This is a genomic window from Ruminococcus flavefaciens, from assembly GCF_900143025.1.
GTDB classification, from domain to species: Bacteria; Bacillota; Clostridia; order Oscillospirales; family Ruminococcaceae; genus Ruminococcus; species Ruminococcus flavefaciens_I.
On the sequence record NZ_FRCT01000016.1, the window covers coordinates 52,834 to 79,828 of the forward strand.

20 protein-coding genes are annotated in these 26,995 nt (G+C 44.8%); 2 read left to right on the forward strand and 18 right to left on the reverse strand.

The window, feature by feature from the left end:
- Positions 1 to 68 precede the first annotated feature (68 nt).
- The 14 genes from BUB28_RS13790 to BUB28_RS13855 all read right to left on the reverse strand — a co-directional run bounded on the left by BUB28_RS13790 (position 69) and on the right by BUB28_RS13855 (position 14,118).
- Positions 69 to 1,031: a Gfo/Idh/MocA family protein gene (locus BUB28_RS13790; RefSeq protein ID WP_072952125.1), complete on the reverse strand. Its 963-nt coding sequence runs from the start codon at positions 1,029 to 1,031 to the stop codon at positions 69 to 71.
- 12 nt (positions 1,032 to 1,043) lie between these two features.
- Positions 1,044 to 1,520 (reverse strand): LURP-one-related/scramblase family protein, encoded by a 477-nt coding sequence (locus BUB28_RS13795; protein ID WP_175547859.1) that lies wholly within the window; start codon positions 1,518 to 1,520, stop codon positions 1,044 to 1,046.
- Positions 1,521 to 1,548: 28 nt separating this feature from the next.
- On the reverse strand, positions 1,549 to 2,358 hold the full coding sequence (locus BUB28_RS13800; protein ID WP_072952127.1) for a TrmH family RNA methyltransferase: 810 nt from the start codon (positions 2,356 to 2,358) through the stop codon (positions 1,549 to 1,551).
- Positions 2,359 to 2,432: 74 nt separating this feature from the next.
- A complete protein-coding gene (gene upp / locus BUB28_RS13805; RefSeq protein ID WP_072952128.1) occupies positions 2,433 to 3,062 on the reverse strand; it encodes a uracil phosphoribosyltransferase in 630 nt (209 codons plus the stop codon).
- 15 nt (positions 3,063 to 3,077) lie between these two features.
- Complete coding sequence (gene rpiB, locus BUB28_RS13810) at positions 3,078 to 3,515, reverse strand: ribose 5-phosphate isomerase B (protein ID WP_072952129.1); 438 nt, start codon at positions 3,513 to 3,515, stop codon at positions 3,078 to 3,080.
- Between the two features lie 21 nt (positions 3,516 to 3,536).
- On the reverse strand, positions 3,537 to 4,223 hold the full coding sequence (tsaB, locus tag BUB28_RS13815; protein ID WP_072952130.1) for a tRNA (adenosine(37)-N6)-threonylcarbamoyltransferase complex dimerization subunit type 1 TsaB: 687 nt from the start codon (positions 4,221 to 4,223) through the stop codon (positions 3,537 to 3,539).
- A complete protein-coding gene (tsaE, locus tag BUB28_RS13820) occupies positions 4,204 to 4,644 on the reverse strand; it encodes a tRNA (adenosine(37)-N6)-threonylcarbamoyltransferase complex ATPase subunit type 1 TsaE (RefSeq protein WP_072952131.1) in 441 nt (146 codons plus the stop codon). Before tsaE ends, tsaB begins: the two co-directional genes overlap by 20 nt.
- A gap of 1 nt (position 4,645) precedes the next feature.
- A complete protein-coding gene (locus tag BUB28_RS13825; RefSeq protein ID WP_072952132.1) occupies positions 4,646 to 6,319 on the reverse strand; it encodes a formate--tetrahydrofolate ligase in 1,674 nt (557 codons plus the stop codon).
- Positions 6,320 to 6,484: 165 nt separating this feature from the next.
- Positions 6,485 to 7,339 carry a carbohydrate ABC transporter permease gene (locus tag BUB28_RS13830; RefSeq protein ID WP_072952133.1) on the reverse strand — a complete coding sequence of 285 codons (855 nt, stop codon included), beginning with the start codon at positions 7,337 to 7,339 and terminating at the stop codon, positions 6,485 to 6,487.
- Complete coding sequence (locus tag BUB28_RS13835; protein WP_072952134.1) at positions 7,327 to 8,319, reverse strand: carbohydrate ABC transporter permease; 993 nt, start codon at positions 8,317 to 8,319, stop codon at positions 7,327 to 7,329. The genes BUB28_RS13830 and BUB28_RS13835 overlap by 13 nt, the downstream gene beginning before the upstream one ends.
- A 65-nt stretch (positions 8,320 to 8,384) precedes the next feature.
- Positions 8,385 to 9,761, reverse strand: a complete 1,377-nt coding sequence (locus BUB28_RS13840; RefSeq protein WP_072952135.1) for an ABC transporter substrate-binding protein — start codon at positions 9,759 to 9,761, stop codon at positions 8,385 to 8,387.
- Between the two features lie 45 nt (positions 9,762 to 9,806).
- Complete coding sequence (xylA, locus tag BUB28_RS13845) at positions 9,807 to 11,120, reverse strand: xylose isomerase (protein WP_072952136.1); 1,314 nt, start codon at positions 11,118 to 11,120, stop codon at positions 9,807 to 9,809.
- Positions 11,121 to 11,131: 11 nt separating this feature from the next.
- Positions 11,132 to 13,210 carry a glycoside hydrolase family 3 C-terminal domain-containing protein gene (locus BUB28_RS13850; RefSeq protein ID WP_072952137.1) on the reverse strand — a complete coding sequence of 693 codons (2,079 nt, stop codon included), beginning with the start codon at positions 13,208 to 13,210 and terminating at the stop codon, positions 11,132 to 11,134.
- A 17-nt stretch (positions 13,211 to 13,227) separates the two neighbouring features.
- Positions 13,228 to 14,118: a hypothetical protein gene (locus BUB28_RS13855; protein ID WP_072952138.1), complete on the reverse strand. Its 891-nt coding sequence runs from the start codon at positions 14,116 to 14,118 to the stop codon at positions 13,228 to 13,230.
- A 223-nt stretch (positions 14,119 to 14,341) separates the two neighbouring features.
- Between BUB28_RS13855 and BUB28_RS13860 the strand changes: the two genes are divergently transcribed.
- Positions 14,342 to 15,208, forward strand: coding sequence for an AraC family transcriptional regulator (locus BUB28_RS13860; protein ID WP_072952139.1), 867 nt, complete (start codon positions 14,342 to 14,344; stop codon positions 15,206 to 15,208).
- A 127-nt stretch (positions 15,209 to 15,335) separates the two neighbouring features.
- Here the strand turns inward: BUB28_RS13860 and bglS are convergent, their stop codons facing one another.
- From bglS to BUB28_RS13880, 4 genes are all read right to left on the reverse strand, one after another.
- Positions 15,336 to 18,617, reverse strand: coding sequence for a beta-glucanase (gene bglS, locus BUB28_RS17660; protein WP_072952140.1), 3,282 nt, complete (start codon positions 18,615 to 18,617; stop codon positions 15,336 to 15,338).
- A gap of 89 nt (positions 18,618 to 18,706) precedes the next feature.
- Positions 18,707 to 19,498, reverse strand: a complete 792-nt coding sequence (locus tag BUB28_RS13870; protein WP_072952141.1) for an AraC family transcriptional regulator — start codon at positions 19,496 to 19,498, stop codon at positions 18,707 to 18,709.
- Positions 19,499 to 19,689: 191 nt separating this feature from the next.
- Positions 19,690 to 20,442 carry an AraC family transcriptional regulator gene (locus tag BUB28_RS13875; protein ID WP_072952142.1) on the reverse strand — a complete coding sequence of 251 codons (753 nt, stop codon included), beginning with the start codon at positions 20,440 to 20,442 and terminating at the stop codon, positions 19,690 to 19,692.
- A gap of 137 nt (positions 20,443 to 20,579) precedes the next feature.
- Positions 20,580 to 23,555 (reverse strand): family 43 glycosylhydrolase, encoded by a 2,976-nt coding sequence (locus BUB28_RS13880; protein WP_072952143.1) that lies wholly within the window; start codon positions 23,553 to 23,555, stop codon positions 20,580 to 20,582.
- 501 nt (positions 23,556 to 24,056) lie between these two features.
- Here BUB28_RS13880 and BUB28_RS13885 point away from each other — a divergent pair.
- Positions 24,057 to 26,594, forward strand: a complete 2,538-nt coding sequence (locus BUB28_RS13885; protein WP_072952144.1) for a glycoside hydrolase family 11 protein — start codon at positions 24,057 to 24,059, stop codon at positions 26,592 to 26,594.
- Positions 26,595 to 26,995: the final 401 nt, after the last annotated feature.

The following is a 26,995-nucleotide window of genomic DNA, read 5'->3' on the forward strand; positions in this document are numbered from 1 at the left end:
AAAAACAGTTTTTTATACCCTATTATAGAAGGGCATAAAAAAAGGACGACACAAGGTCGTCCCTAAGATTAAAACCTACTGCTTCTCAGCCTGTCCATAAGCTCCATAACTGCGATAGTATCGCTGTGCGGAACCAGCGGACTCTCCTTCAGCCCCTTTTCAAGGCATCTGTGGACTTCCTCCACCTCGTACTCATAACCGTTTATCGCATCGGGGTGAACGAACTTTTCGACCTCTTTTCCGTCCTTACTGAAAAGCGTACCCTCGCAGGTACAGTGGAACCAGTTTCCGAGGATAATATATCCCCTGCTGCCTGATATCACTGCATTATTGCTGAGCTGCACCTCAAAGCCATTGTCCGCAGACACAAACGCACCGTTATTGTAGCGGAGTCTTATGGAATTGCTTATATCAACTCCGTATCGCATATGGGCATCATAAACTATCTCATCGGGCATTCCGAGAAGATCGTGTGCAAGTGTAAGAGGATATACGCCCAGATCAAGGAGACAGCCGCCGCCGCAGTCCTCACGGAAAAGCCTGTCATTCGCATCATAAGGGATATGATTGCTGAAATCAGCCTTTATGTACTCGATCTCGCCTATCTGTCCCGAAGCTATCCATTCCTTCATCTTTCTGTATACAGGTCTGCACTTCATCCACATGGCTTCCATGAAGAAAAGTCCCTTCTTTTCCGCAAGAGCAATAAGCTCCTTTGTTTCCTCAGCGTGAACGGTAAGAGACTTCTCACACAGCACGTTCTTGCCGTTTTCAAGGCAGAGAACTGCATCATCAAAGTGTGACGACATAGGAGTAGCTATGTAAACTATCTCAGCGTCGCTCTGCTCTGCAAACTCCTTATAGCTGCCGTAGCTTTTTTCAAAGCCGAATTTCTTTGCGAAATCCTCTGCCTTTTCAGCAGTTCTTGAAGCGACTCCGCAGAGCTGCGCGTTTTCGTTATGTCTTAGAGCTGTTGCAAATGTATGGGCTATCTTACCTGTACCGATAATGCCCCATTTAAACTTTTTCATATTGACCTCCGATCAGTTATTTGACTGTGAGCAGTCGATAACACAGTCTATAGCGATTATTACTGCAAGTGCAAGTACAATGTCCTCACCGTCATTGATGTCAATTTCAAAGCTGTCGCCCCATGTCATCCAGTGCTTATGGATAGAAGCTATATATCTTCCGCCGCTTTCTATTGTATAATCATGCGCCATAACACTTCCGTTAATCTTCCAGTCAATCCCCTCAAGATGATAATCGTTCTTGAAGAATTTGAACTCCTTTACAATATCCGTAACGTGAGTATTGCCGATATATACCGAAAAGCGCGGCAAAAGCCTCATAAGTCTCTGCTGAATGAATGCTACCTCATTGTTATTATTGTCATAAAGATGCATTCTGCGTCCGATAGATATTTCTCCTACCGCATTGAATACCTGATTTCCATATTCGTCTGTTATAGATGTACGCTGTCTTAATGAAAATACCTTCTGCTTAAAATATAGTTTCATATTTTTTCCCCATATCATGTTTTATAGTTTATCTTCCAAGCTGCCAGAAAGCAACTGCGCTTGCTGCTGCAACATTAAGCGAGTCTACCTCATGTGACATGGGTATCTTCACCGTATAATCGCAGTCAGCTACAGTCTTTTCCGCAAGTCCCTCACCCTCAGTACCGAGAACTATGGCAAGCCTTTCCTCCGCTGCAAGCTGAGGAGCATCAATGCTCACCGAGTCATCGCTGAGAGCCATTGCAGCCGTTTTAAATCCAAGCTCACGGAGCTGCTGCGGATAATCCCTGTCACTGTCAAGGTAAGTCCACGGTATCTGAAAAACCGTTCCCATGCTCACTCTCGATGAACGCCTGTACAGCGGATCAGAGCAGGCAGGAGTGAGAAGTACAGCGTCCATATTCAGAGCTGCTGCGGAACGGAATATAGCTCCCACATTGGTAGGATTCACCACATTCTCCAGCACGGCTACACGCCTTGCGTTTTTACATATATCGCTGACCTTCGGCAGCTCACGCCGTCTGAAGGCACACAGAGCTCCACGTATCAGCTTGAAGCCCGTCAGTTCGGTTATCTCGTCAAATTCTCCCGTATAGACAGGAATACCGCCGCACCTTGAAAGGATATCCTTCATCTGACCGTCAATATCTTTATGTTCCATGAGCATTGCATAGGGCTCATAGCCCCCGTTTATCGCACGTTCTATGACCTTTGGGCTCTCCGCAACGAAAAGTCCGCCATCAGGCTCGAAATAATGCAAAAGCTGAGGCTCGGAAAGCGCGGTAAATATTTCGGTAATGCCCTTATTTTCGGAAGTTATCTCAATTATATCTGCCATACCGTCATTCACCATTTCTTATAAAAAGAGAGCCGAAGACAGTCTCTGTCATGCCTGCGGCTCTCTCTAAAAACTTATTTTGTACCGAAAATTCTGTCTCCTGCGTCACCAACGCCGGGAACGATGTACTTGTCCTCATTGAGTCTCTCGTCCATTACACCTGCATATATCTCAACATCAGGGTATGCTGCCTGAACAGCCTTAACGCCCTCAGGTGAGCAGATGATGCACATGAACTTGATATGCTTTACGCCAAGCTCCTTCAGTTCCTTGATAGCAGCAACTGCGGAATTTCCTGTTGCAAGCATAGGATCAACGATTATAGCGTCACGCTCCTCGATATCATCAGGCATCTTTGCGTAATACTTTACAGGTGACTTTGTTTCAGGATCGCGGAAAATTCCGATATGACCTATCTTAGCAGCAGGAACAAGTGTAGTAACACCGTCTATCATGCCAAGTCCTGCACGGAGAATAGGGATAAAAGCAAGCTTTCTTCCCGAAATTATCTTTGTTTTTGCAACAGCAAGAGGAGTTTCAAGCTCTATCTCCTTCAGCGGAAGATCTCTTGTAGCCTCATAACAGATAAACATTGCTATCTCAGATACCAGCTCACGGAACTCCTTTGTACCTGTGTTCTTATCTCTCAGAAGAGATATCTTATGCTGTACCAGCGGGTGGTCTATAATGTGTAATTCAGCCATATTTAACAGCCCCTTTCAGTTTTTCTTTTCTATCTCGGTTATAAGGTCGATACGTCTCTGATGACGACCGCCCTCAAAGCCCGTAGTAAGGAATATTTCAGCAAGCTCACAAGCAAGTCCCTGTCCGAGAGTTCTTGCGCCCATGCACATAACATTTGTATTGTTATGCAGGCGTGTGAAGCGTGTCGAGAAGGAATCAGCACACAGTGCAGCTCTGATGCCCTTGAACTTGTTTGCGGCAATTGACATACCAATACCTGTTCCGCAGATGAGTATGCCCTTTTCACAGTTGCCTGCAAGTACCTCCTTGCAGACCTTTTCTGCCATTACGGGATAATCGCATGGTTCTCCGTCAGTACCCATATCCTTGAACTCAAAGCCCTTTTCGGAAAGTGCTTCAATAACTGCCTTTTTCATTTCCACACCAGCATGGTCACAGCCGATAGCTATCATCTTTAAACATCTCCATTGTTATTATTTATTCTTGGCTTCCAGATCCTTTTCAGCCTTTACCTTCTGCAAGTAGGATACCTCCAGCTCTTCTGGCTCTGAAAGCTTTCTTGAAACTCCCGCAAGACATACTCCCACAGCACTCTGAAGCCTTCCCTGAGGCGGTGCTATGGTGAATGCAGGAGAATTATATGCATTATAGAATTCAGCAGCTCCGTCACCGCAGAGCAGTGCTTCCTTTACATTGAAAGCAAGGTACTCCGCAAGCTCGTCACGGGAGATTATCTGCTCCTCCGTTATCTGCTCTACGCAGTAGCCGTCGCTCTTATAGGTACAGGTGTAAACAAGCTCGCCTCTCGCCTTCATAATGGCACATATATGCCCCTTATAGGCAAGATTGTTACAGGCAAGTCCGAGAAGAGTAGATACTCCGCAGCATTTTACGCCAAGTCCGAAGCTCATTGCCTTTACGGCTGCAACGCCTATACGCAGTCCCGTATAAGACCCGGGACCGTTTGCAGCAGCTATGCCGTCAAGGTCGGAAAGCTCCTTTCCTGCCTGCGCAAGAACGTCCTTTACCATAGGCATTATGACCTGCGAATGGGTCTTTTGAGTATATACCGTACTCTGAGCAAGAAACAGCTCAGTCTCGGAATCGAAAAGTGCTGCGGAAGCTGTCTTTCCCGATGTATCAATCCCAAGCAGCAGCAAATCTTCCACCGTCCTCAATTATAATTTCTCTGTCGTTTTCGCCAATGCTGTTTATTGTAACATAAATAGTGTCCTTCGGAAGAAATTCAGCGATATTCTCCGACCATTCAACTGCCGCAACGTTTTCCTCAAATGGATAATCATAAAAGCCTGTGGACTCAAGGTCGTCCTCGGTATTTATGCGGTACATATCGAAGTGATAAAGCGTGATATTCTCGCCGCGGTACTCATTTACAAGGGCAAAGGTAGGCGAAGTCACGCTGTCGCCCAGTCCCATGCCAATGGCAAGACCTCGGGTAAAGGTAGTTTTTCCTGCGCCGAGTCCGCCCTTATATGCTATCATATCTCCTGCTTTAAGGAGACCGCCCAGCTTCTGCGCGGCTTCAATGGTCTCCGCAGGTGAATGAGTTATTATCTTCATATCAGAAAAGTCCTGTGATACAGCCGTTATTGTCGCAGTCGATATTCAGTGCGGCAGGAGCCTTTGGAAGTCCCGGCATTGTAAGGATATCGCCTGTGTATATTACAACAAAGCCTGCGCCCGATGAAAGTCTTGCATCGCGGACTGTTATTTTGAAGTTCTTAGGCTTTCCGAGAAGGTTAGGATTATCGGAAAGTGAATACTGTGTCTTAGCAACACATATAGGAAGATCCCAGAAACCGATGCTCTCGATCTCCTTGATAGCCTTTTCAGCCTGAGGAGTGAATACAACTCCCTCAGCGCGGTATATCTCCTTAGCTATCTTCTCTACCTTATCCTTGATAGTAGCGTGTGTATCGTAAATAGGCTTGAATTCATTTTCGCCGCAAAGCTCGATTGTCTCGCAAACCTTCTGTGCAAGATCCTTTCCGCCTTCGCCGCCCTTTGCGAATACCTCGCACATTGATACCTCTACGCCCATATCAGCGCAGAAGCTCTGTACGAATTTTACCTCTTCATCTGTATCTGTAGCAAATCTGTTGATCGCAACTACTACAGGGACATGGTATTTATGCATATTTTCGATGTGAGTTCTCAGGTTCTCGATACCCTTTTCAAGTGCCCACATATTTTCCTTTGCAAGATCCTGCTTCTGAACTCCGCCGTTGTACTTCAGAGCCTTAATTGTAGCTACAATGACTACGCATGAAGGAGCAAGTCCGCCTATTCTGCACTTGATATCAAGGAACTTCTCAGCACCGAGGTCAGAGCCGAAGCCTGCCTCTGTTACCACGTAATCGCCCAGCTTCAGCGCAAGCTTTGTAGCTCTCAGTGAGTTGCAGCCGTGAGCGATATTAGCGAAAGGACCGCCGTGGATAAATGCAGGTGTATTTTCAAGAGTCTGTACAAGGTTTGGCTTGAGAGCGTCCTTGAGAAGAGCAGTCATAGCACCTGTACAGCCTAAGTCCTTAGCGTAAACAGGCTCGCCGCTGAGATTATATGCAACAAGGATATTTCCGAGTCTTTCCTTCAGGTCTGCGATATCGGAAGCAAGGCAGAGTATAGCCATTACCTCAGATGCAACCGTTATATTGAAGCCGTCCTCACGGGGGATACCGTTAGCCTTGCCGCCGAGTCCGATAAGGATATTTCTCAGGGCACGGTCGTTCATATCCATGCAGCGCTTGAACATTATTCTGCGCTGGTCTATCTGTAATACATTTCCCTGCTGGAGATGATTGTCTATCATTGCGCAGAGGAGATTGTTTGCAGCTGTAATAGCGTGCATATCACCTGTAAAGTGGAGGTTGATATCCTCCATAGGAACAACCTGAGCATAGCCGCCGCCTGCTGCGCCGCCCTTCATACCGAAAACAGGTCCGAGAGAAGGCTCTCTCAGGGCAAGCACTGATTTCTTGCCTATCTTACGCATCGCATCTGCAAGTCCTGTACTGATAGTAGTCTTTCCCTCACCTGCGGGAGTAGGATTTATAGCTGTAACAAGTATGAGCTTTCCGTCCTCTTTGTCAGCAAGCTTTGAATACAGAGCCTCTGAAAGCTTAGCCTTGTAATGTCCGTAGGGTTCTATGTCCTCCTCAGCAATGCCGAGATCCGCTGCGATCTCAGTTATACGCTTCATTTCGGCAGCCTGAGCGATTTCGATATCAGATAACATTATTGTGTTCCTCCGTGTCATTGTATTAATAGTATTATTATACCACGTTTTTATGTCAATTGCAAGGTCTGAGCAAATATTATCAGCAAAAACAAAGAGGACTGTACCTTGCGGAACAGCCCTCTGAGATTTAAGAAAGAAAAATGTGATAACTTAAAGAATACATTAACCCTTTACGCCGCCCAGTGCAACACCTGCGATGATATGCTTTGAAAGCAGGAAGTATACAACGAGGAGCGGAATAACTGTAAGGAAAAGTCCAAGATAAACAGCACCCATTTCGGTCTTGTATGAGTCACCGTTAAGGAGACTTACCATCATAGGCATTGTTTTCTTTTCGTTAACCGTGAGAAGTACCTGTGGCAGGAACAACTGGTTCCATGAAGCAACAAATGAGAATATTGCCTGTGTAGCCATAGCAGGCTTCATCATCGGAAGAACTATCTGATTGAATATCCTGAACTCACCTGCACCGTCAATTCTTGCTGACTGTAGAATTTCCATAGGAAGTGACGGTATCATATACTGCCTCATAAAGAACACTGTGGTAGGTGCTGCAATAGAAGGAAGTATAAGTGGAAGGAAGCTGTTGAGCCAGCCGATGCCGTGAATGAAATGATAGAAACCGATAGCTGTTACCTGTGCAGGGATCATAAGAACTGCCATGATAACTGTGAAGAACGGCTTTCTGAGCTTCCAGTCATATGCAACAAGAGCAAAAGCTGTCATTGTTGAAAAATAGATATTACATAATGTGGAACCACAAGATATTATCAGTGAGTTTTTAAAGCCTACTAAAGGCTGGAAATCTCTGCCTGCGAATACAGCATAGTTCTTCATCAGATGCCCTCTGGGTATAAATGACAAAGCATTCTCCTGTATCTGCGGAGTACTTCTTGTGGAGTTAACTATCATTATGATAAAGGGCAAAAGGCTAAGTACAGTAAGGAGTGCACAAAATGTATATGCTGTGACCTTAAACGCTATGGACTTAGAACCTGATTTGCTTACAGCCGCCATTCGTTTACTCCTCCTTTCGCAGCCAATCTGGCCTCTTTCTTTGCTTTCTTGATCTGCTTATTGAGCTTTATCTCGTCCTTATCGCGCATTACGTAGAACAATACTGCCGAGCAGATAACAATTACAAGCCACATGATCATACTTGCAGCAGCCGCTCTGTTATAGATATAGCTTCCTGCAAACGCCTGATTATAAATGAATACACTGGTTGTAAGGGTTGCACTGTCAGGACCACCGTTAAGGAATACCTTAGGTATGTCGTACATATTCAAACCACCTACAAGGCTTGTGATAAGTGTATACAGTAAAACTGTCTTTAAATTAGGTATCGTAATACGGAAGAAGGTCTGAACACCGTTCGCTCCGTCGATCTCTGCTGCTTCGTAAATGTCAGGGCTTATACCAAGTACACCCGAAACAAGTACGATCATAGTATTTCCGTACCATGTCCAGAACTGGATAAAGGCAACGATAAGTCGTGCCGCGGTACGGCTGTTAAGGAAAAAGTAATCATCGTTCAGAATACCGCAGGAAATAAGAAGATCGTTCATAGGTCCCTTTGGGTAGCTGAAGATAGCCTTAAACAGAACCGCAACTGTTGCAGCTGTTATGATGTTCGGCATATAGAAAACGACTTTAAAAAAGCCTTTTCCCTTGATCTCATTGCTGTGCGAGGTAAACCATGCAGTCAGCAGGAGTGCGATAGTGATCTGCGGGATAAAGTTCATTACCCAGATCATGATTGTATTTTTTAGAGATGTTTTAAAGGATTCATTCTCTATAACTGCTTTAAAGTTCTGCCAGATATCATTCTTGAGGAAATGATAATCATCGCTCATAAGACCTTTACAATCAGTAAAACCGAGGGTTGCTGTATATATAGTAGGATACAGCGTAAAAATCAAAAATGCAACAACAAAAGGAATACTAAAGAGATATCCGTATTTTGAATAACTAATACCCTTGAGCTTCGTTTTCAAAGCCGCAAACCTCCTTTTTATTTATAAGCAGTACCGCAGAAGCGGTACTGCTTATAGGGGAAATATTAGTCTACTTTAACGTCAAATGTGTCGCCTACAGCCTGCTTGAAGTCCTTGATAGCTGCATCTCTTGACTTTGCGCCGCCTGTGTACTGACGAACCTGATCACGCCAGAGGCTGTTGATGCCTTCATCGAACTGTGTGAGGTTATCGCCCTTAGCGAACTTGTTAGCTTCCTGATATACAGGGAACATATCCTGACCGTTAAGAATGTCAACCTTACCATCTGACTTAGACATTACTACATTTGAAGCAACAACGTCCTTAGTCGGGTTAGAAGGATCGAATGTACCGTTAGCCCACATATACTGGAGACCCTGCTCAGAAGTATCAAGTGTGATCCACTCGATGATCTTACCTACAGCGTCCTTATTCTTTGAAGCCTTGTTAGCGATTACCCATGTACCGCCCCAGAAGAAGCCGATAGGTGGCTGGCAAACGCCCCAGTCGCCGTATGTACCTTCGCCGATCTTTGAACCGCCGCAGTTATCCTTGAGTGAGTAGTTGATGAGCCATGCAGGACCGAAGTAACCGAGAACAGGCTTGTCACCTTCGCCCTTCATATCAGCAATCCAGCCTTCCTGCCAGTCCTGAGTATCATTGTGGTATCCGTTATCCTTGAGCTTCTTTGAAAGATCGAGGAATTCTTCACGCTTAGGATCAATATAAAGAGCATTGTTTTCATCAATCCAGCCCTTGTCAGAGCTGTTCTCAACTGCGTGCCAGAGGTCACCGTCACCTGAGATGATAGCGATTTTCTTCTTCTTAAGATCTTCAGCACACTTAAAGAACTGATCCCAGCTGTTTGTTCCTGCACCGATCTGCTTCTCTACCTCAGCCGGATCATCTGTGCCGAATGCTTCCTTAGCAACTGAACGTCTGTAAATGAAAGCACCACCTGTAGCCTGGTAACCAAGACCAACTACCTTACCCTCAGGATTTCTTCCGATCTCTACTGAGTAAGGAGCAATGTCTGCTTCCTTGATCTTGTTCTCAACATCGATTCCGAGATCCTCATAAGGAGCAGCAAACTCAGATGCTGTACCCTTTGTATACTTAAGAACGAAAGCAGCCTCTGCACAGTAGAAGTCAGGTGCATCTTCTCCGCCGCCCTTGAGTGCCTGGTCGAGTGCAGGCTGGAACTGTCCGTCTGTTGTAGGAATTTCAGTTACCTTTAACTCGTACTTAGCAGCAAAATCAGGGTGTGTTTCGAAATACTTCTCACACATCTGCTTAACTTCCTTTGTGAAAGTCATAAGCTTAATGACTGTCTTTTTACCGCTGCCTGATGATCCCTCGTCCTTCTTACCACAGCTTACCATAGCTGAAGATGCGAGAAGAGCGAATGCTGAGATGACCGATAATACTCTTGCTTTTTTCATTTTTCTTGACCTCCAAATAAAAAATTTGATTAATATTGTTCAGCCTTACAGACTGAAAAGAACGTTATTTACGATAGATTCAAGCATTTCCTGTCTGCCGCTTGAAAGTGATTCAGTAACCTCTCCCTTTTCGAGAGCATACTTTTCGAGTGAAGCAAAATCAGCCTTGCCTGCAATGATGTCAGCGCCGATTCCCTTTGTCCATGAAGAATATCTGTCCTCAGTGAACTTGTCGATACGTCCGTCCTCGATGAGCTTGAGAGCTGCTCTGAAGCCGAGTGCGAATGCGTCCATACCTGCGATATAGCTGTAGAAGATATCCTCAGGTGTGAAGCTGCCTCTTCTTGCCTTAGCATCGAAGTTGAGACCGCCGTTTGTGAAGCCGCCAGCCTTGATAACCTCATACATACACATTGTTGTGTCGTAGATGTTTGTTGGGAACTGGTCTGTATCCCAACCGAGGAGCGGATCGCCCTGGTTAGCGTCGATAGAACCGAATACACCGTTGTCTCTTGATACACGAAGCTCATGCTGGAATGTATGCTGAGCAAGTGTTGCGTGGTTAGCTTCGATATTCATCTTGAAATCCTTATCGAGGCCGTACTTTCTGAGGAAGCCCAGAACAGTAGCTGTATCAAAGTCGTACTGGTGCTTTGTAGGCTCCTTTGGCTTTGGCTCGATGTAGAAATCCCCATTGAAACCGATAGAACGTCCGTACTCAACTGCCATCTTCATAAGACGAGCCATATTGTCGAGCTCAAGACCCATATTAGTGTTGAGAAGTGTCTCATAACCTTCACGGCCGCCCCAGAATACATATCCGTTACCGCCGAGCTTTACTGTTGACTCAATAGCCTTCTTTATCTGTGCTGCTGAGAATGCGAATACATCTGCTGAAGGAGATGTGCCTGCGCCGTGCATGAATCTTGGGTGATCGAAGCACTTAGCTGTACCCCAGAGGCACTTCTTGTCGCCCATAACAGACTTCATATAATCTGTAACGATATCGAGCTGAGCATTTGTTTCCTTTAAGCTGCCGTACTCAGGAGAAAGATCACGATCGTGGAAGCAGTAGTAGTCGATGGAAAGCTTATCCATGATCTCCTTAGCTGCATCTACCTTAGCCTTAGCTCTTGCAGCAGGATCAGCCTGACCCCATGTCTTGTCTGTTGTGCCGCAGCCGAACATATCTGTTCCGTCGCCGCCCATTGTGTGCCACCATGAAAGAGCAAACTTGAGGTGGTCGCGCATCTTCTTGCCATTGATGATCTCATCGGGATTGTAGTACTTGAATGAGAGAGGATCTGTACTGTCCTTGCCCTTATACTCGATCTTACCGATATTCTTGAAAAATTCCATTTTATCCTCCATTAGACATTTATTTTCAGAGTTGTGCATTTCTTTCCGTTAAGCTTTTCGCTTAGCTGGTCGGGCTGCGATGTTCCTGCGTATAGGGTGAATTCGCTGCCTTCCTTTACCCATTCGCCATTGTCGTTTACAGCCATGAAGGCTCTCTCAGGGAGAGTTACCTGTACGGTCTTGCTCTCACCGACTTCAAGAGCAACTCTCTTGAAACCGCAAAGACTATGGTTGGGAACTGCGTTCTCCGAATAACCTTTAATATAAAACTGGACTACGTCCTCAACTGCACGGCTGCCTGTATTCGTTATCTTTACAGAAGCGATACCGTTTGCGAAGGACAGCTCCGAACATTCTGTTTCGGAGTAAGTAAGTCCGAAGCCGAAGGGATAAAGTACATTACCCTCAGCATATCTGTAAGTACGGTTCTTCATGCTGTAATCCGAGAAATCGGGCAGCTTTGAAGCGTCCTCATAGAATGTAACGGGAAGCTTTGCAGAAGGTGAAACCTTACCGAAAAGGATATTTGCAAGAGCTCTTCCGCCCAGCTGACCGGGATACCACGCATGAATGAGTGCATCGCAGTCGGCTTCTACATTTATCGCACTGCCTGCGGCAGTTACTATGATGACGGGCTTGCCTGTAGCCATTACCGTCTTAACAAGCTTTCTCTGTGACTCGGGAAGTCTGAGGTCGTTCTTGTCACCTGAGGAGAATTCGTTTCCTGTGTCTCCCTCTTCACCCTCGATAGTTGCATCGAGACCTACGCAGAGAATAACTACATCTGAGTGTTCTGCGATTATTGCCGCCTCTGCAAGTCTGTCGTCGGGGAGTGCAAGTCCCATGCATCTGTCCTTATAAAGGTGACTTCCCTCGGAGTAGATGACTCTGCCGCTGTGAGCCTCGCGTATTCCGCTGAGGAATGTTATGTACTCATCAGCCTTGCCGTTGTAGTTGCCCTCAAGTGCGGGGACGCTGTCGGCATTTGGTCCGATAACTCCGATAGTCTTGTATTTGCTGCCGTCAAGCGGCAGGATACCGTTGTTTTTTAGGAGCACCATTGAACGCTCTGAACATTTGAGTGAGAACGCCTTGTGCTCGTCACAGGATACGATATCATAATCAAGATCATCGTATTCTGTAGACTTGTCAAACATACCAAGTCTTATCCTTGTTCTCATAAGCTTTACACATGACTCTCTGATATCCTGCTCATTTATGAGCCCTTCATTGAAAGCATTGAGAAGGTGGAGATATGTATTTCCGCAGTTGAGGTTGCAGCCTGTCTTTAAAGCCAGTGCAGCAGACTCGGGAGCGGTCTTTGTAACACCATGATTAGTGTGGAAATCTCTTATTGCCCAGCAGTCTGAAACAAAGTGTCCGTCAAAGCCCCATTCATCAAGCTTACTCATAAGGAACTTGCTTGCGCAGGCAGGTTCGCCGTTTACACGGTTGTAAGCACCCATGACACTTTCTACCTTAGCCTCTTTTACGAGAGATTCAAAAGCTGCTGTATAAGTCTCTGTCATATCCTTCATGTTTGACTTTGCGTCAAACTCATGTCTTGTAGCCTCAGGACCGCTGTGTACTGCAAAATGCTTTGCACAGGCTGCTGTTCTGAGTACCTTTCCGTCGCCCTGAAGTCCCTTTGTATAGGCAACTCCCAGACGCGCTGTCAGGAACGGATCCTCTCCGTAGGTCTCCTGACCTCTGCCCCATCTCGGGTCGCGGAAGATATTGATATTAGGCGACCAGAGTGTAAGTCCTTTATATATATCACGATCTCCGTGAGCGGAATATTCATTATACTTTGCTCTTGCTTCAACAGAAGTTATTTCCCCTGCTTTCTGTACAGCTTCATCGTCAAACATTGCCGCAAGACCTATTGCCTGTGGGAACATAGTAGCCGTTCCTGCTCTCGCTACACCGTGGAGACCTTCGCTCCACCAGTTGTAAGCAGGTATCCCCAGTCTCTCCACGCTCGGAGCGTCATACTTGAGCTGCTCTGCCTGTTCCTCTACTGACAGTCTGTCTGTAAGATCCTCGGCTCTCTCAAGTGCGGACAATGCTTCGTCCCTGTACTTTTCCATAAGCATTCCCCTTTCAATCAAATTTTACTTACAAATTCCTCGATCACCTTATCGGTAGCCCATTCGGTCGTTGTGAGCTCCCACTTTTCTTTAATGGAAGCTGTCTCACCCGGCTGATATGCTTTCAGCTCGCCGAGAAGCTCACATTCAAGGAAGAGGTCATTTGTGTAAGTTTCATAGTTACAGCAAAAATCAGGATATTCGGTCTTTGTATATCCATCGAAGCACATTCTGAAAATGCGTCTTCCATTTATATATAGTATCTGTTTCCCTGTAACATTAAAGCCCGCCTTAAAGGCTTTCTTGATCTTGGGATCCTGTCTCAGCAGAACGTATTTATCGGTTAGTGTGAATCTTTCGTCTTTTACATCTGAATAGCTCCACAGCGACATAGTTCTGTTAGGCAGAAAACCTTTATCCTCTCTGCAGAGAGGAACGATCTCGGTCCCGCCTGCCGCAAGTCCTGTTACGGACCACGGTGCGAACTCCGCAGGCTTATCAGAGCAATTAGTGATCTTATTTTCAATGGTTACCGAATTGCTATCGTCCATCTTTATGACCATTTGAAACTGCTTGCCAAATTTAGTTTTGGGAGGCGTAAGAGTGAGTGTGCCTTTATCAAATATTGCTTCGACCTTTGAATTGTCAGGGAGATAAGTTTCCGGCATTACCTCGGGAGCACTCCATATTCTGTGTCCGCCGTAAGCATACCATACGCCGTAGCCGTTGTTTATCTCATAGAAATTTCTGTCAACGTCCTCGAAAAGGACATTCTCGCCGTCTGAAAAACCAAAAAAAACTATCCTCGGACCCACATCGATAGTAGCGATGAGCTTTATTTCGCCATTATCAAGGCAAAGGCACTTTCCATAGTTTTTATAATCAGTCTCATAGCATTTTATTGACATTACACATCACCTTTCGTTTGCTCTAATGATATTATATATCAATCAGTCAATTTATACTAATCAATTATTGCGGCTGTTTAATCAAGAATTGCTAAGATTGCACAAATTCTTTAAATCCCCTTTACAAATATTATCGTAATGGTGTATAATAACTAAGGAAACAACGGTAAATTATGAACATTGACATAAATTTCACAACAATTTTTGGTCAAGGAGGCTAATCATGATTAAAAATCTATCAGGCGATTACGAAACAGTTGAGTACGAAAACCAACGTTTTGTAATGCTTTATGACAATGATGAAATTGAGCAATACCCTACTCACTGGCATAACGCCGTAGAAATCATCATCCCCTTGCATAATGGCTTCACCGTAACTTCAGGCGGCGTGGACTACCATTTAAATGAAAAGGAAATAATCATCATACCACCCGGAGAGCTCCACTCTATGCCTGCACAGGAAGGACGAAGGATCATATTCCAGTGCAACAACAGCATACTAAGTGATGTGCCGGCTCTCGAAGCTATAGTACCCGTTTTTTCATCAGCATTTCATATCACACCGGAAGTAAGCAAGGAGCTTTATATACTTTCGCGCAAAAGCATACTTGATATATATTCTGAATACTATTCAAAATCTTCACTTGCAGATGTTAAGATATATATTTACCTTATAAAAATGCTCACGGCCGTCAGAGAGTATCAGCTGACACAGGCTGCGGATATTTTCGCAAGCGACGCCGCAGGACGCGATGACACAAGAAAATTCGGCATGGTAATGAAATACATAAACCAGAACTATATGTACGAGATACCGCTGGAAAAGATCGCTTCTATCGCAGGCTACAGCAAATACCATTTTTCGCGTATTTTTAAAAAGTACAATCACGTTTCTTATATACAGTACATCAACAGCAAGAGGATAAAGGCTGCCGAGCGTCTGCTCATAGACCCTAACCTCTCTGTTACTGAAGTTGCAATGAGAGCAGGATTTGCAAGCCTCACTACTTTCAACCGTGCTTTCAAAAAGGCAAAGAACTGCACTCCTACCGAATTCAAGACCCTCTACAAGATATCAGATCACAATTGACCGATCAAAACAAAAATCCAGTGATAAATCAAGGGCTGCTTTGGCAGCCCTTTTTTCATAGTTATACAAAAGCCAAAGGGCGGTACTTGATGTACCGCCCTTGACCGTCTAATGTAAGGATAGTAATTTACTTTTTAACGCCGTTTTTGTTGTATGTTACCCACTGATAACGTGCAACAAGAGGTGTTTTTCCGTTGAATGGCTTGAGCCAGTCATCAACTGTGAGACCGGGCCATGCATTCATCATTATCTTGCCTGCTGTACGAGGAATATTGTCGTAAGCAGTGTAAACAGCCTTGCCGTCGATATACCATGTGATATAATTTGGCTGCCAGTCAAAACCGTATGTATGGAACTCCTGAGATGAGTCGAATCCGAGGTCGATCATCTTCTCGTGCTTGCCCTGACCGTTTGTATAGTAGTTGAGCTGTACCTTTGTGGTATCCTTGCCGAGGATCTCAATATCTATCTCGTCCCATGGGTTCTTGTCAGACTCGCCTGTGTAGGTGAAGAATGAAGATACAACACCGTCATTCTTTATAGCCTGCATTGATGTCTCATAGTAGCCGTAGTGATAGAAATTCTTTGTACGGAACTCGCCGCCCGAATAGCGTGGATTCCAGTTTGGATTTTTGTCATCTGTCCACTTCTGGTCTATGCTGAGCTCAAGGAGACCATTCTTAATAACTGCATTGCGCTCATACCACCAGCAATCAAAAGGCTTATCGTTTGTCCAGCCGTTAGATGCAAAGAAGTCGCCGCCGCTGCCTGTGCGGAAGTCAGAGATCATCGTTGCATTTGTGTCCATAGGTGTGCCCTTGTCAGGGAACGGCAGATTTACGCTCGGCGCACTTGTTGTAGTAGTTGTTGTTGTTGTAGTAGTTGTGGTTGTTGTAGTTGTTCTTCTTGAAGTTGTAGTAGTTGTTGTGGTAGTAGGAGGTGTTGTAGTTGTTGTAACTACAGGCTGAGGATTATATGACTCAGGAAGCTTGCTGAGAAGTCCGAGGAGGTACTTCTGAATAGATACAGCATCATTTCCTGTAAGGTTGGTGCCATTCTCATAAACGTCTGCATTTGCAACACCCTGCGCTGTTATATGATCGTTGCTTGAACCGTTTACGCCGTACTTGTTAGGATTAGCAAGTGACTGCATTATCAGTACAACGTCCGACATATCAACGTCGCCGTCGCAGTTTGCATCGCCCCACTTTGTTACACCTGAAGGAGGTGTTACAACAGGCTGCTGCGAAGCAGCTGCGCCGTCTGTAAGAGTAAGCAGATATGTAAGAGGAGAATTCCAGTAAATGGTTATCTCGTTTGTTGAATAGCTCTCGCTGTTGTCGATGTAGCACTTGTAAGCAGGTGAGTCTGCACAGTATGCCTTTGCAGCACTGTCCTCAAGAGCAGAGTTAACACCGCCGACCAGCATACCCTTCATAGCCTCGCCTGCTGCTACAGAAGGTCTGTGGTGAGGATTCTGCGGAGATACTTCACCGTAGCCTGTCATAAAGCAGGTTCCGACAGGGTTTGTGCCCAAGAGGTAGTTAAGCTGTCCTTCAGCTGCGTTGAGATAAGCTGCATCGCCTGTGAGCTGATATGCAAGTCCGAGAACGATACCTGCATTTGCAACTGTCATATTGCTGCCCCAGTTGAATGTTGTAAGTGCAACACCGTAGCCTGTGCTCTTAGCTCTGCTGACAAACTTATCAGCCTGTGAGAGTATCTCTTCCTTTGCATTTCTGTATACAGCCGAATTGATATCTGGATCCTTCATTGTGAGGATAGCAATATTGCCGTAGTCGCCTACTGTAGACCAGTCAAGTCCGCTCAGAGCACCGCTTACACCGCTGATATACTTGCTGTCGCCTGTTGCGCGGTACATCTGGACAGCTGCCCAGTAACGCTCGTCCTTATCGGTCTTGTCGCCGTAATCACCTGTAACTATATCAATAGGATTCTTAAAGTTGAAGTTAGGGTTCTGCTGGAGATAGTCCCATGCCTTCTTTGCGCGGTCGAGACAATCGTTTGCAAATGTGGCATCAACATCCTTGTAGAACTCATATGCAAGTGCCATAGACGCACAGAAATCAGCAGTTGCTGTTGAAGAAACAGGAGTTACGATAAGCTCGCCTGTTTCCTTCTCAGGCATTACAAATCCCGGGAAATTAGCGCAGCTTACCTTGTGGTAAACACCGCCGTCGCTTCTCTGCATCTTCTTCATCCATTCAAGCTCGAAACGTGCTTCGTCAAGGATATCTGCAACTCCGTTTCCGCTCTCGGGGATACCGATACCGTCGCTGTAAAGTGAAGGTGCAGCACCGTAAGCGTAGAGAAGATCAGCTACAGCCTTTGCAGCAGGAACTACATATCTGCCGTAGTCGCCTGCATCGTGCCAGCCGCCTGATACGTCGATCTTATCGCTTGTGCCGTAAACTGTTGCCAAAGATGTATGGCAGGCAGCATGGCTGAACTTTCCGCCCTCTACTGCAACGCCGCAGCGCTGTAAATAAAGCATCTTTACGGAGTCGTCAAGAAGATTTCCGTAAACGTTATCGCCAATGCTGAATGTATAGGAATCGTCAAGTCCGCTGCACTTTATGTAATACTTGCCGGCAGCTGTGACCTTTGAGAAATCGCCCTTGTAGTTAGTCTCGCCTGCACCTGTATTACTTACAGGTCCTTCAAGCTGTCCTGTATAAACGCTTTCTTTAGTATCAGCATTTACGACCTCGAATGTGCCTGCTGATGCAACGTTTCTGAATACAGCTGTCTTAGTTGCATTTGATCTGTATCCAACCTGATTGATGTTGATATCAGGCTCATAAGCCTTATCGGCAGTATAGTCAACATTGCTGTCATCTACGAGTTCAAGAGAAACATTGTCAAGGTAAATGGTGTGCTCCGGGAGCTCCGGATCCTTCTCCTGCAAGCCGCAGTTGAAGCACATTTTTGCCATGATATCGGTATCCTCTTTCATTGTAAACTCATAGTCTACTGTCTGAGGAGTAGATGATATCTGGAGTCCCTTCCATGTATATGCCTGATATTTGCCGCCGTTCTGCTGGATCATGCCCTCTACATAACGGTCAACAGTACTGGAGATATCATACTTGAAGCGATAAACTCCGTTCTTGTACAGCGGGATAATATCATAGTTGAGCTGGACCGCATAATTCAGCTTACCCACAGAAGAAACCTTCAGTGCAAGCTTTCCGTCCTCGGTAGTAAGTGTACACTTACCGCCGCTCTCCTTATAAGTGCCCCAGCCTGATGTACCTGATTCAAATGTCGAGTTCTTGATGATGTTTCCGGCAGCCGATACAGGTGCTGAAACAACAGGAAGAGCCGATGCCATGATAGTGCAGGCAGCTAAAACTGCTGCACAACGTTTGAAACTGTGCTTTTTCATTACATTCCCTCTCATTCCGTGACACAAGTCACATTTATACACTAATTGTAACAAAACGTGCAAGCAAGTGCAATAGCGTATTGAGCACGTTATGTAACATTTTGTGCTTTTTTGCGATATTCAGACGGAGTAAATCCCGTCTGCTCCTTGAACTGCCTTGCAAAGTGAACATAGCTGTGGTATCCGCTGCTTGCTGAAATGTCTGTGATATTCATATTGGTAGTGGAAAGAAGCATCTTAGCATAGCTTACTCTGCTCTTTACAAGGTCCTCAATGAAAGTCATTCCAAAGTGTTTTTTATAGGCGTGCTGAAAAGCCGAACGGCTCATGCGGACTTCATGTGCGGTGCTGTCCACACTGCGCTGTTCATACGGTCTGCTATATATCTTATTGCGCACAGTTGATATGAGCTCGAACTGTGTGCTTCTCCTGCCTGATATACTGTTTAGTGTTTTTTCTCGTATCTTTATGAACATCAGGCGCATGAACAATTCCGAAGATTCACTTCTGCATATGTTGTCGGAATATTTCTCGTAGGCTATGGATTTTACGCAGTAGCTTAGAAATTCAAGAGGCATTGTTATAGGTGTTTCCAACGGTACTCCCATTTTAAGGAACTCCTCTTCCTCTCCCACATCATCGAAATCAAAATGCACCCAATCGTTCTCGAAAACATTCAGCGGCACACAGCGGTAGCGCTGAGGTCTGCCCTTGGGGTAGATGAATACCGAACCCGCAGGTGTTGTGATCTCTTTGCCGTCGATCTCAAAGACAGCAGGGGTACGGACAAGAAGAAGCAGGTAGTCGCCGCTTCCGTCGGGTCTGTCAATAAAAAAGTCTGCATCATGGCAGTGGTCGAAGCCAACATTGTTAATGATCATCGAGCATTCTCCATTCCTATTAAAGTAACGTTTTAATGACAAATCCACATTGAAAAATAAGAAAAATTATATTCATTGTGCTGATTATAACATTTTGAACTATTAAAATATATTATTTTAGTGTCATATTTGGCAATTTTATGATATCTGCATAAAATGTTATCCCCCGCATTTGCGGGGGATAAGCCATTTTAATGATTTTCCTTTGTAAAATCAGGGAACTTATATCGCTTTTTGTACTCCTTCGGAGTAACTCCCAGATACTTCTTGAATATCTTGATGAAGTAGCTCTGCGAACTAAATCCCAGAAGATTGCTGATCTCGGAATCGGTATACTCCGAGAAGGTCAGCAGATTTGCAGCTTCCTCAGCCTTTGTCTTACTTACGTAATTACTGAAGGCTATGCCTGTCTCCGCCTTGAAGAGCCTTGAAAGATACGCAGGACTTATCTTGAGATAGTCCGCAGCATCTTCTATCATTATCTTTCCGTGCAGATGATCGCTGATATAGTCCAGCGCACGTACTATCTGCTTGGAATAGATACCGCTGTTGCGTACTCTTCTCATGTGACGCGTATAACCTTCGATCATTTCCTGATGCACCTGATGAACCTCCGCCTCGGTACGGCATTCATCAGCCTTCATAATGTAGATATCGATGAGATTGTATGCTTCTTCAAGTGTCATTCCGCTGTTGATACAGAAACGAGCTATCAGAGCTGCCGAAATGCTGAAATGATATTTCAGGTTTCTCAGCGGATCCTTGCTCAGTACTCCGTAGCCTTCGCTGCACAGCGGAGTTGCAAATACTTTTACGAGTTCGATGTTTCCGGAACAAATGCTTTCATAACAGGCTATCTCCCTGTCAAACGGGGCGTGCTCAAAGCCTTCTTCGCGTTTTAGGAAGAGATGTGAGGAAATGTACTTTTCGGTATAATCACTCATGTATTTCACCTCTCATATTAATTACTTTACTCTATTATACCATTTATTTATGAATTATTCAACACCTTTATATGTCCTAAATCAAGTCCGCCATACATTTTGTGCACAGCGGACTCGTATCGGGAAAAGAGATCGAATCATTCTCCTGTTTCGTGGAAGAAGTAAGGCAGTGCATCATACACATAATGTCTTACGTATCCCCACCAATGTGTTTTTCCAGGTGCAACAAGCCAATAAAAGTTGCCCTTAGAGAAATCAGATGTGTAGGTAAAGTACTGTGTGCGGTTCTTGAGTTCTTCCATTTCAGGCTTCATATTGTTATAAGCAATATCCTCAGAACCCGTAGCTGCGAAGATGTAATACTGATTTTTCTTTAAGCCAAGGCTGTCGATCTCCTTGGTAAGCGTGTTCATGCCTTCCCAGTTGTTGCCCGAAAGCGGCATGAAGTAGCCGACGATGTCCATATCGTGATCTGCTACGCCCCATGTTGAAAGACTGCCCATTGAGAAGCCGCCGTATGCACGGTGCATTCTTGTTGCTTTAAGGTTAGACTCTGATACGTCACCGTTTGCGTATGTTGAATATTTCTTTTCTACGAAAGGCACAACGCTCTGGCGGAATTCGTTCCAGAACTTGCCTGCTTCCGTCTTGTTGAAAGTAGGAGTTACTACGATCATCGGCTCAAGCTCGCCGTTCATTATCATGTGGTCGAGAATGTTGTTCAGCTTTACGTCGCTGCTGAATATAGTATTCTCATTCTCTCCGCCGCCATGCATGAGATAGAAAATGTTGTACTTCCTGTTGGGATCATAACCGTATGGGAGGTAAACATTAAGGCTGTTGCTTCCGTTTATTCCGTTATATGTCTCCTTGACTATCTTTCCTGCCTGCGAGCAGCTGTTGAGATAGTTGCCCGGAGCTTCCCTGAACCGGATCTCAGGATCATACTCAAATTCACTTACAGGCGTATTATCGGGGAATTCAACGATCCTGCCTATCAGATATCTCTGAAGGAGCACCATATCATTGATCTCAAACTCAGTACTTCTGTCAACATCTGCGTTGATACTTGATGCACCGTTTTCGCTGCCCGAGCTTATGATAAGCTTTCTCGCACGTACAAGGTCAAGAGAATTAACACAGCCGTCCATATTGATATCGCCCGGCATATAAGCTCCGCCTACAGCTCCTTCGATGACTGTACCTGCCTTTGCAGCCCTGATATCGTCAATATAGAAATCGCCCCTACTCTTGTCTGTCTCTACATAGATAGAGATATTTTCAGCACCCGAAGGTATCTTGAAATTTGTGTTTGAAAGCTGCACCCAGCTGCCCTTGAAAGGCTTAACCGTGTCTATCTTCTCGTACTTTGTCTCACCGTCAAGATCATACTGCATAGTGAAATGGAAGGTATCATAGTCCCTGCCCGTATCGTACATTACGTTTGCACTGAAGCTGTAGCTTTCGCCTGCCTTGAATTTGCTTCCAAGCTCTATTACAGCTCCCTGATAAGACTCGGATCTGCCCGAGCAGTAAAGCGAACCGCCGCCGTTAAAGTACTTGCTCGATGAAGCAGCTACCTTTGCACCTGCTCTGCCGTCAAAGCCGTCAACGCCGCTCTCGAACGAACAGTCGAGGAGATAATCACCGTTATCGGGCGTTACATTGACCACTGAGGTGGTAGCAGTCACATTCTGCACATTTGAAGCAGTAGTTGTTGTTACAACAGGAACAGCTTCGCCGTCGCCGAAACGCCACCAGTCCATATTCAGCAGATATCCGCTGCCGCCTGTGAACTTGAAGTAAAGATCATGCTCGCCGCTTGCACCGCTGATATCGCATGAAACTTCCTTCCACGACTGCCAGCCGCCTGTTCCCGTTACCTTGCAGGTACCGATCTTCTTTCCTGTAAGGCTGTCGAGATATATTTCAATATCGCCTCCGTCTGTATCGGAGGACACACTTGCCGTAAATTTATTCGTTCCGCTGCCGAAATCCACGCCTTTGACCTTGATATAGCTTCCATTCTGGATATTGCCTATATTCATTCCGCCCTCAGAGCATTTCTCGGTCTTTACGCCCTTTGAAAAGCAGATAGTCTCAGCCTCCACACGCTTGTACGGATTCAAAGCCTGTAACTGCTCAGGACCCGTTTTTGTAGGAGATATGGTAGGTATAGAACCGTCAGAGCCATACTCGAACTCATCTATACATACGCTTCTGTCAAAGCTGCCGCCTCCGGGGAGACTTGCATCATGGTAGAAGAGATAGGAATGTCCCTTGAAGTCGATAACTCCCGGGTGATTGGTGAAGCAGTTATGCGGCTTCATCACCTGTCCGCCGTATGTCCAGGGACCTGTAGGCGAAGGAGCTGTGGAGTAGCCCAGGCTCTCACCGCCGTCGCCGCCGTAGAATGCAGCAAATACAAGATAATATTTATCCTTGCGCTTATAGAACCACGGACCTTCTCCGTATGACGATGCCTTATTATTTGAAGGACCGAAGCTCTGAGCGTTCATATTGAATTTTCCGATCGAGCCCGAATAGCTGACCATGTCCTCGTTCAGCTTGACATAATAGCAGCTCGGGTTGCCGAACATGAGCCACGCCTGCCCGTCATCGTCAATAAATACAGTAGGATCAATGTAGTCCCAGTTAGGACCTACAAGAGGCTTGCCTAAAGCGTCCTTGAAAGGTCCTGTGGGAGAGTCTGCTACAGCAACGCCTATAGCTCGTCCTCCGCCGTTCTTGTGTTCAAGTGTTACATAATAGTAAAACTTGCCGTTTCTCTCGATACACTGCGCAGCCCACGCAGAGTCCTGCTTGCCCCACGCGAAGCTGTCCCATGACAATATCATGCCATGATCGGTCCAGTTCTGCATATCCTGCGAGGAGTAGCAATGCCAGTCAGGCATATAGTAAAAGTCAGAGTTATCCTTGTCACGGCCTGTATACAGGTAAACGGTATCTCCGTACACCATAGGCGCAGGATCCGTACTGTAAATGGTCTGGATACAAGGATTGTCTGCTTTTGCTGCCAGCTGCGGCATAGCTGCTGCAACAGGAATAGCAAGAGCTGCAGATGTTATGAATGAGAGGAATTGTTTTTTCATAAGTCTGCCCCCAGTATTAAATTTTTATTTTTAATTACCCTTCTTGTGTGCATTTTAAATAAAAATAATATAAAATACACGTTTCTTTTTTATATCACTTAAATTATAATGATACGTAGAAATATTCTATACTAAAATTATGACAAAAATAGCAATTTAAATACCATGAATATTACTTTTTTGTTAACGAAATCACTATTCAAACATTTAACTTTAGCATTTTGAAACTTTCAGTATAATTTCCACCTTATCGTTAAAAAATGGGTTGTTTTATTTTCAGAAATAACGTAATATAATTATATTTATGCCATTTTGGTGATCTTAAAAATAAGCCCACTTTTACAGCAATTTTTAGTGATTTTTGATAATATCGGCAACAAACGACTTGATTTTGCTCAAATTGATTTTTATAATAGTGCTATAGATAAAATGTGGGTTAATATGCCCTGCTGAAAAATACTAAAATTATTACCGTTTAATTTACAACAAGGAGTGATTTAAGTGAATTTAAGAAAGCTAAAAAAATTTTTAAGTGCAGGTGCAGCCGCTGTTATTACAGCTGCTTCTGTTCCGATCGCCGCAAGTGCCTACGACCAACAGGAAATAGGCAATATAAACGGCTACAGATGGGAAATGTGGAACGAGAATGCCGTCGGAGATGTCTATATGGAGGCTAACGACCACGGCTTTTACAGCTCATGGAAGGATTCTGATTTATTCATCTCGCAAATGGGCTGCAATTATAGTGCAAAGTCAAAAAATTACCGCAAATTCCCAGATGATATCACCATAGATTACGATATCGAATATACCCCAAAGGGCAATTCTTTCTTCGGCGCTTACGGCTGGACAACAGCTCCTCTTGCCGAATATTATATCGTAGAAGGCTGGGGTGAATGGAGACCGCCGGGAGGAGCAGAATCCGATCAAAAAGGTTCTATTACATCTGACGGCAACATCTATGATATATATAAAGTAATGCGCTATAATCAGCCATGTATACTGGGAACAAGATCCTTCCCCACATATTTCAGCGTAAGAAAAACAAGTGCCAGCAAGAACAACGAGACCAATAATATAAGCGGTCACATAAACGTTTCAAATCATTTTAAAGCATGGGATAAAGTAGGACTTGATATGTCAGGCTCCATTTATGATGTAAATTTCTATGTTGAAGGATTTCGTTCCGCCGGAGAAGTAAACGTTAAAAATCTTCGCATAACTCCCCCACCTTCTCCCTCAAATCCTATTATCCCAAATAATAACGGATACTATATCTGTGAGAATTTCAGCGATCCGAACAGTAAGCATTTCTTCTGCACCAACGGCAACGGTGATCTTCTCGTTGTAAACAACACCGATACAAGAAGCGATTCTGTCATGTTCACGCCAAGATCAGGCTGTAAGCTCAACCAGATCTTCTATCCACTTGATAAATCTACCTTCGAGCCTAATCGTACCTACAGCATCGGTGCAGCTGTAATGCAAAACCTCGCCGAGGCTGAGGAGTTCCGTATCCTCTTCAGATATATCGACAAAAACGGACATACTCATTTTGATGTTGTTGCCGATTCTATGGCTAAAAAAGAGGTTTGGACCGATATTTCAAATACTTCATACACACTCCCCGACTTTGCATCAGCTCCTTCAATTTACATCGAAACACCTAACTCCAATTCCAGCTTTTTCATAGATGATTTTTATATCGGGCTCGACGGTACAAAGCAATTGGCATACGACCTTGTCGACACCGTAAATAAGGTAATTTTACAGGGCGATATCAACAACGACGGCATCGTCGATATATTCGATACCATCGCAATGCGCCGAGTGCTTATCGGTATTTTCGCAGGAAACTGCCAACTTCCGTTAAATGCAGACCTTAACGGCGATGGTGAGATAACTATATCAGACCTTGTTATGCTCCATAAATATCTCCGCGGTACAACAAAGTGCTTCGTTAAGCCTGTTACAACAACAACAACAACAACAACAACTACTACTACTACTACTACTACTACTACAACTTCTGTTTCCGAGACTGCTGCAGCTACCACAGAAACAACTTCTTCAACTTCCTCAGAAACTGAGATAACCACAACCGAACCTACTACAGCTGCTGCAAAGACCACAACCACAACAACTGCCGAAACAACAGAAAACACGGTTTCACCGACTACTACCATCGTTACAACAACAGAACCGCCAAAAACCACCCCAAATCTCAATACAATAATAAGACAGGATATGCCTACAGCTATACCTAAAATTGCCGAAAAGGCAAGCAAATGCACAGTTGAGAAAAAGACATACAAATGCAAATTCAACAACAAAACAAAAAGCTGTAACGTAATTCTCCCTCCCGAATATGACCCGAATAAAGAGTATCCCGTAATGTATATTTTACACGGCATAATGGGCAATGAGGATTCAATGCTCAATGGTATGGGCGTTCAGGAGCTTATGACAGGACTTATGTCAAACGGCAAAGCCGAGGAATTCATCGCTGTACTGCCTGATATGTTCACAAGTGATAAATTAGACACTCCAAGCGGTGTAAACCAAGAGACCTGTTATGCATATGATATGTTCCTTTACGACATCTCCGACAGCCTTATCCCCTTCATAGAGGAGAATTATTCCGTCAAGACAGGCAGAGAAAACCGCGCTGTCACAGGCTTCTCTATGGGCGGACGCGAGGCTATATATATCGGACTTATGCGTCCCGATCTCTTCGGATATGTAGGCGGAGCTTGTCCTGCACCGGGCATCACACCTGCTACGGATATGTTTATGACTCACCCCGGCAGCATTACGGAAGATGAAATGAAGTTCGCGGAAGACGCTCCCGAGCCTGCTGTATTTATGATAACAGGCGGCACTAATGACGCTGTTGTAGGCACATTCCCTGAGAAATACAGCGAAATACTCACAAGGAACGGCGTTGACCACGTTTATCAGTCTGTACCCGGCGGCGGTCACGATACCGTTTCCGTAAAGCCGCATCTCTATACCTTTATGAGATACGCCTTCAAATGACGACATGATATTATAACATAAAAAGCAGCACTTAACCGTGGTACTCATATAGCAGCTTATACTATTTATCGGGGGAAACCTTTCTGAAGAAAGGCTTTCCCCCGAACCCCTTTCCAAAGACTTTTTTAGCTGATTTTTTCTCAGATAGGGCACACCCTGCATTACTTGCAGGGCTTTTTTATTTTCGGTGTGCCCTATCTGAGAAAAAATAAAACTGAAAGTTTTCGGGAGAGAGTTTGAGAGAAGCCCCTTTTTCAAAAGGGGTTCTCTCAATAAATACTACAAAACTGCTATATGGGTATCGAGGTTACTGAGTGCTGCTTTTTTCATATAACAAGGTCTGCATTTTCAGCAGGTCTGTACTTTTCTGCGTAGAAATGCTCCGCAGGGAAATAGCGTTT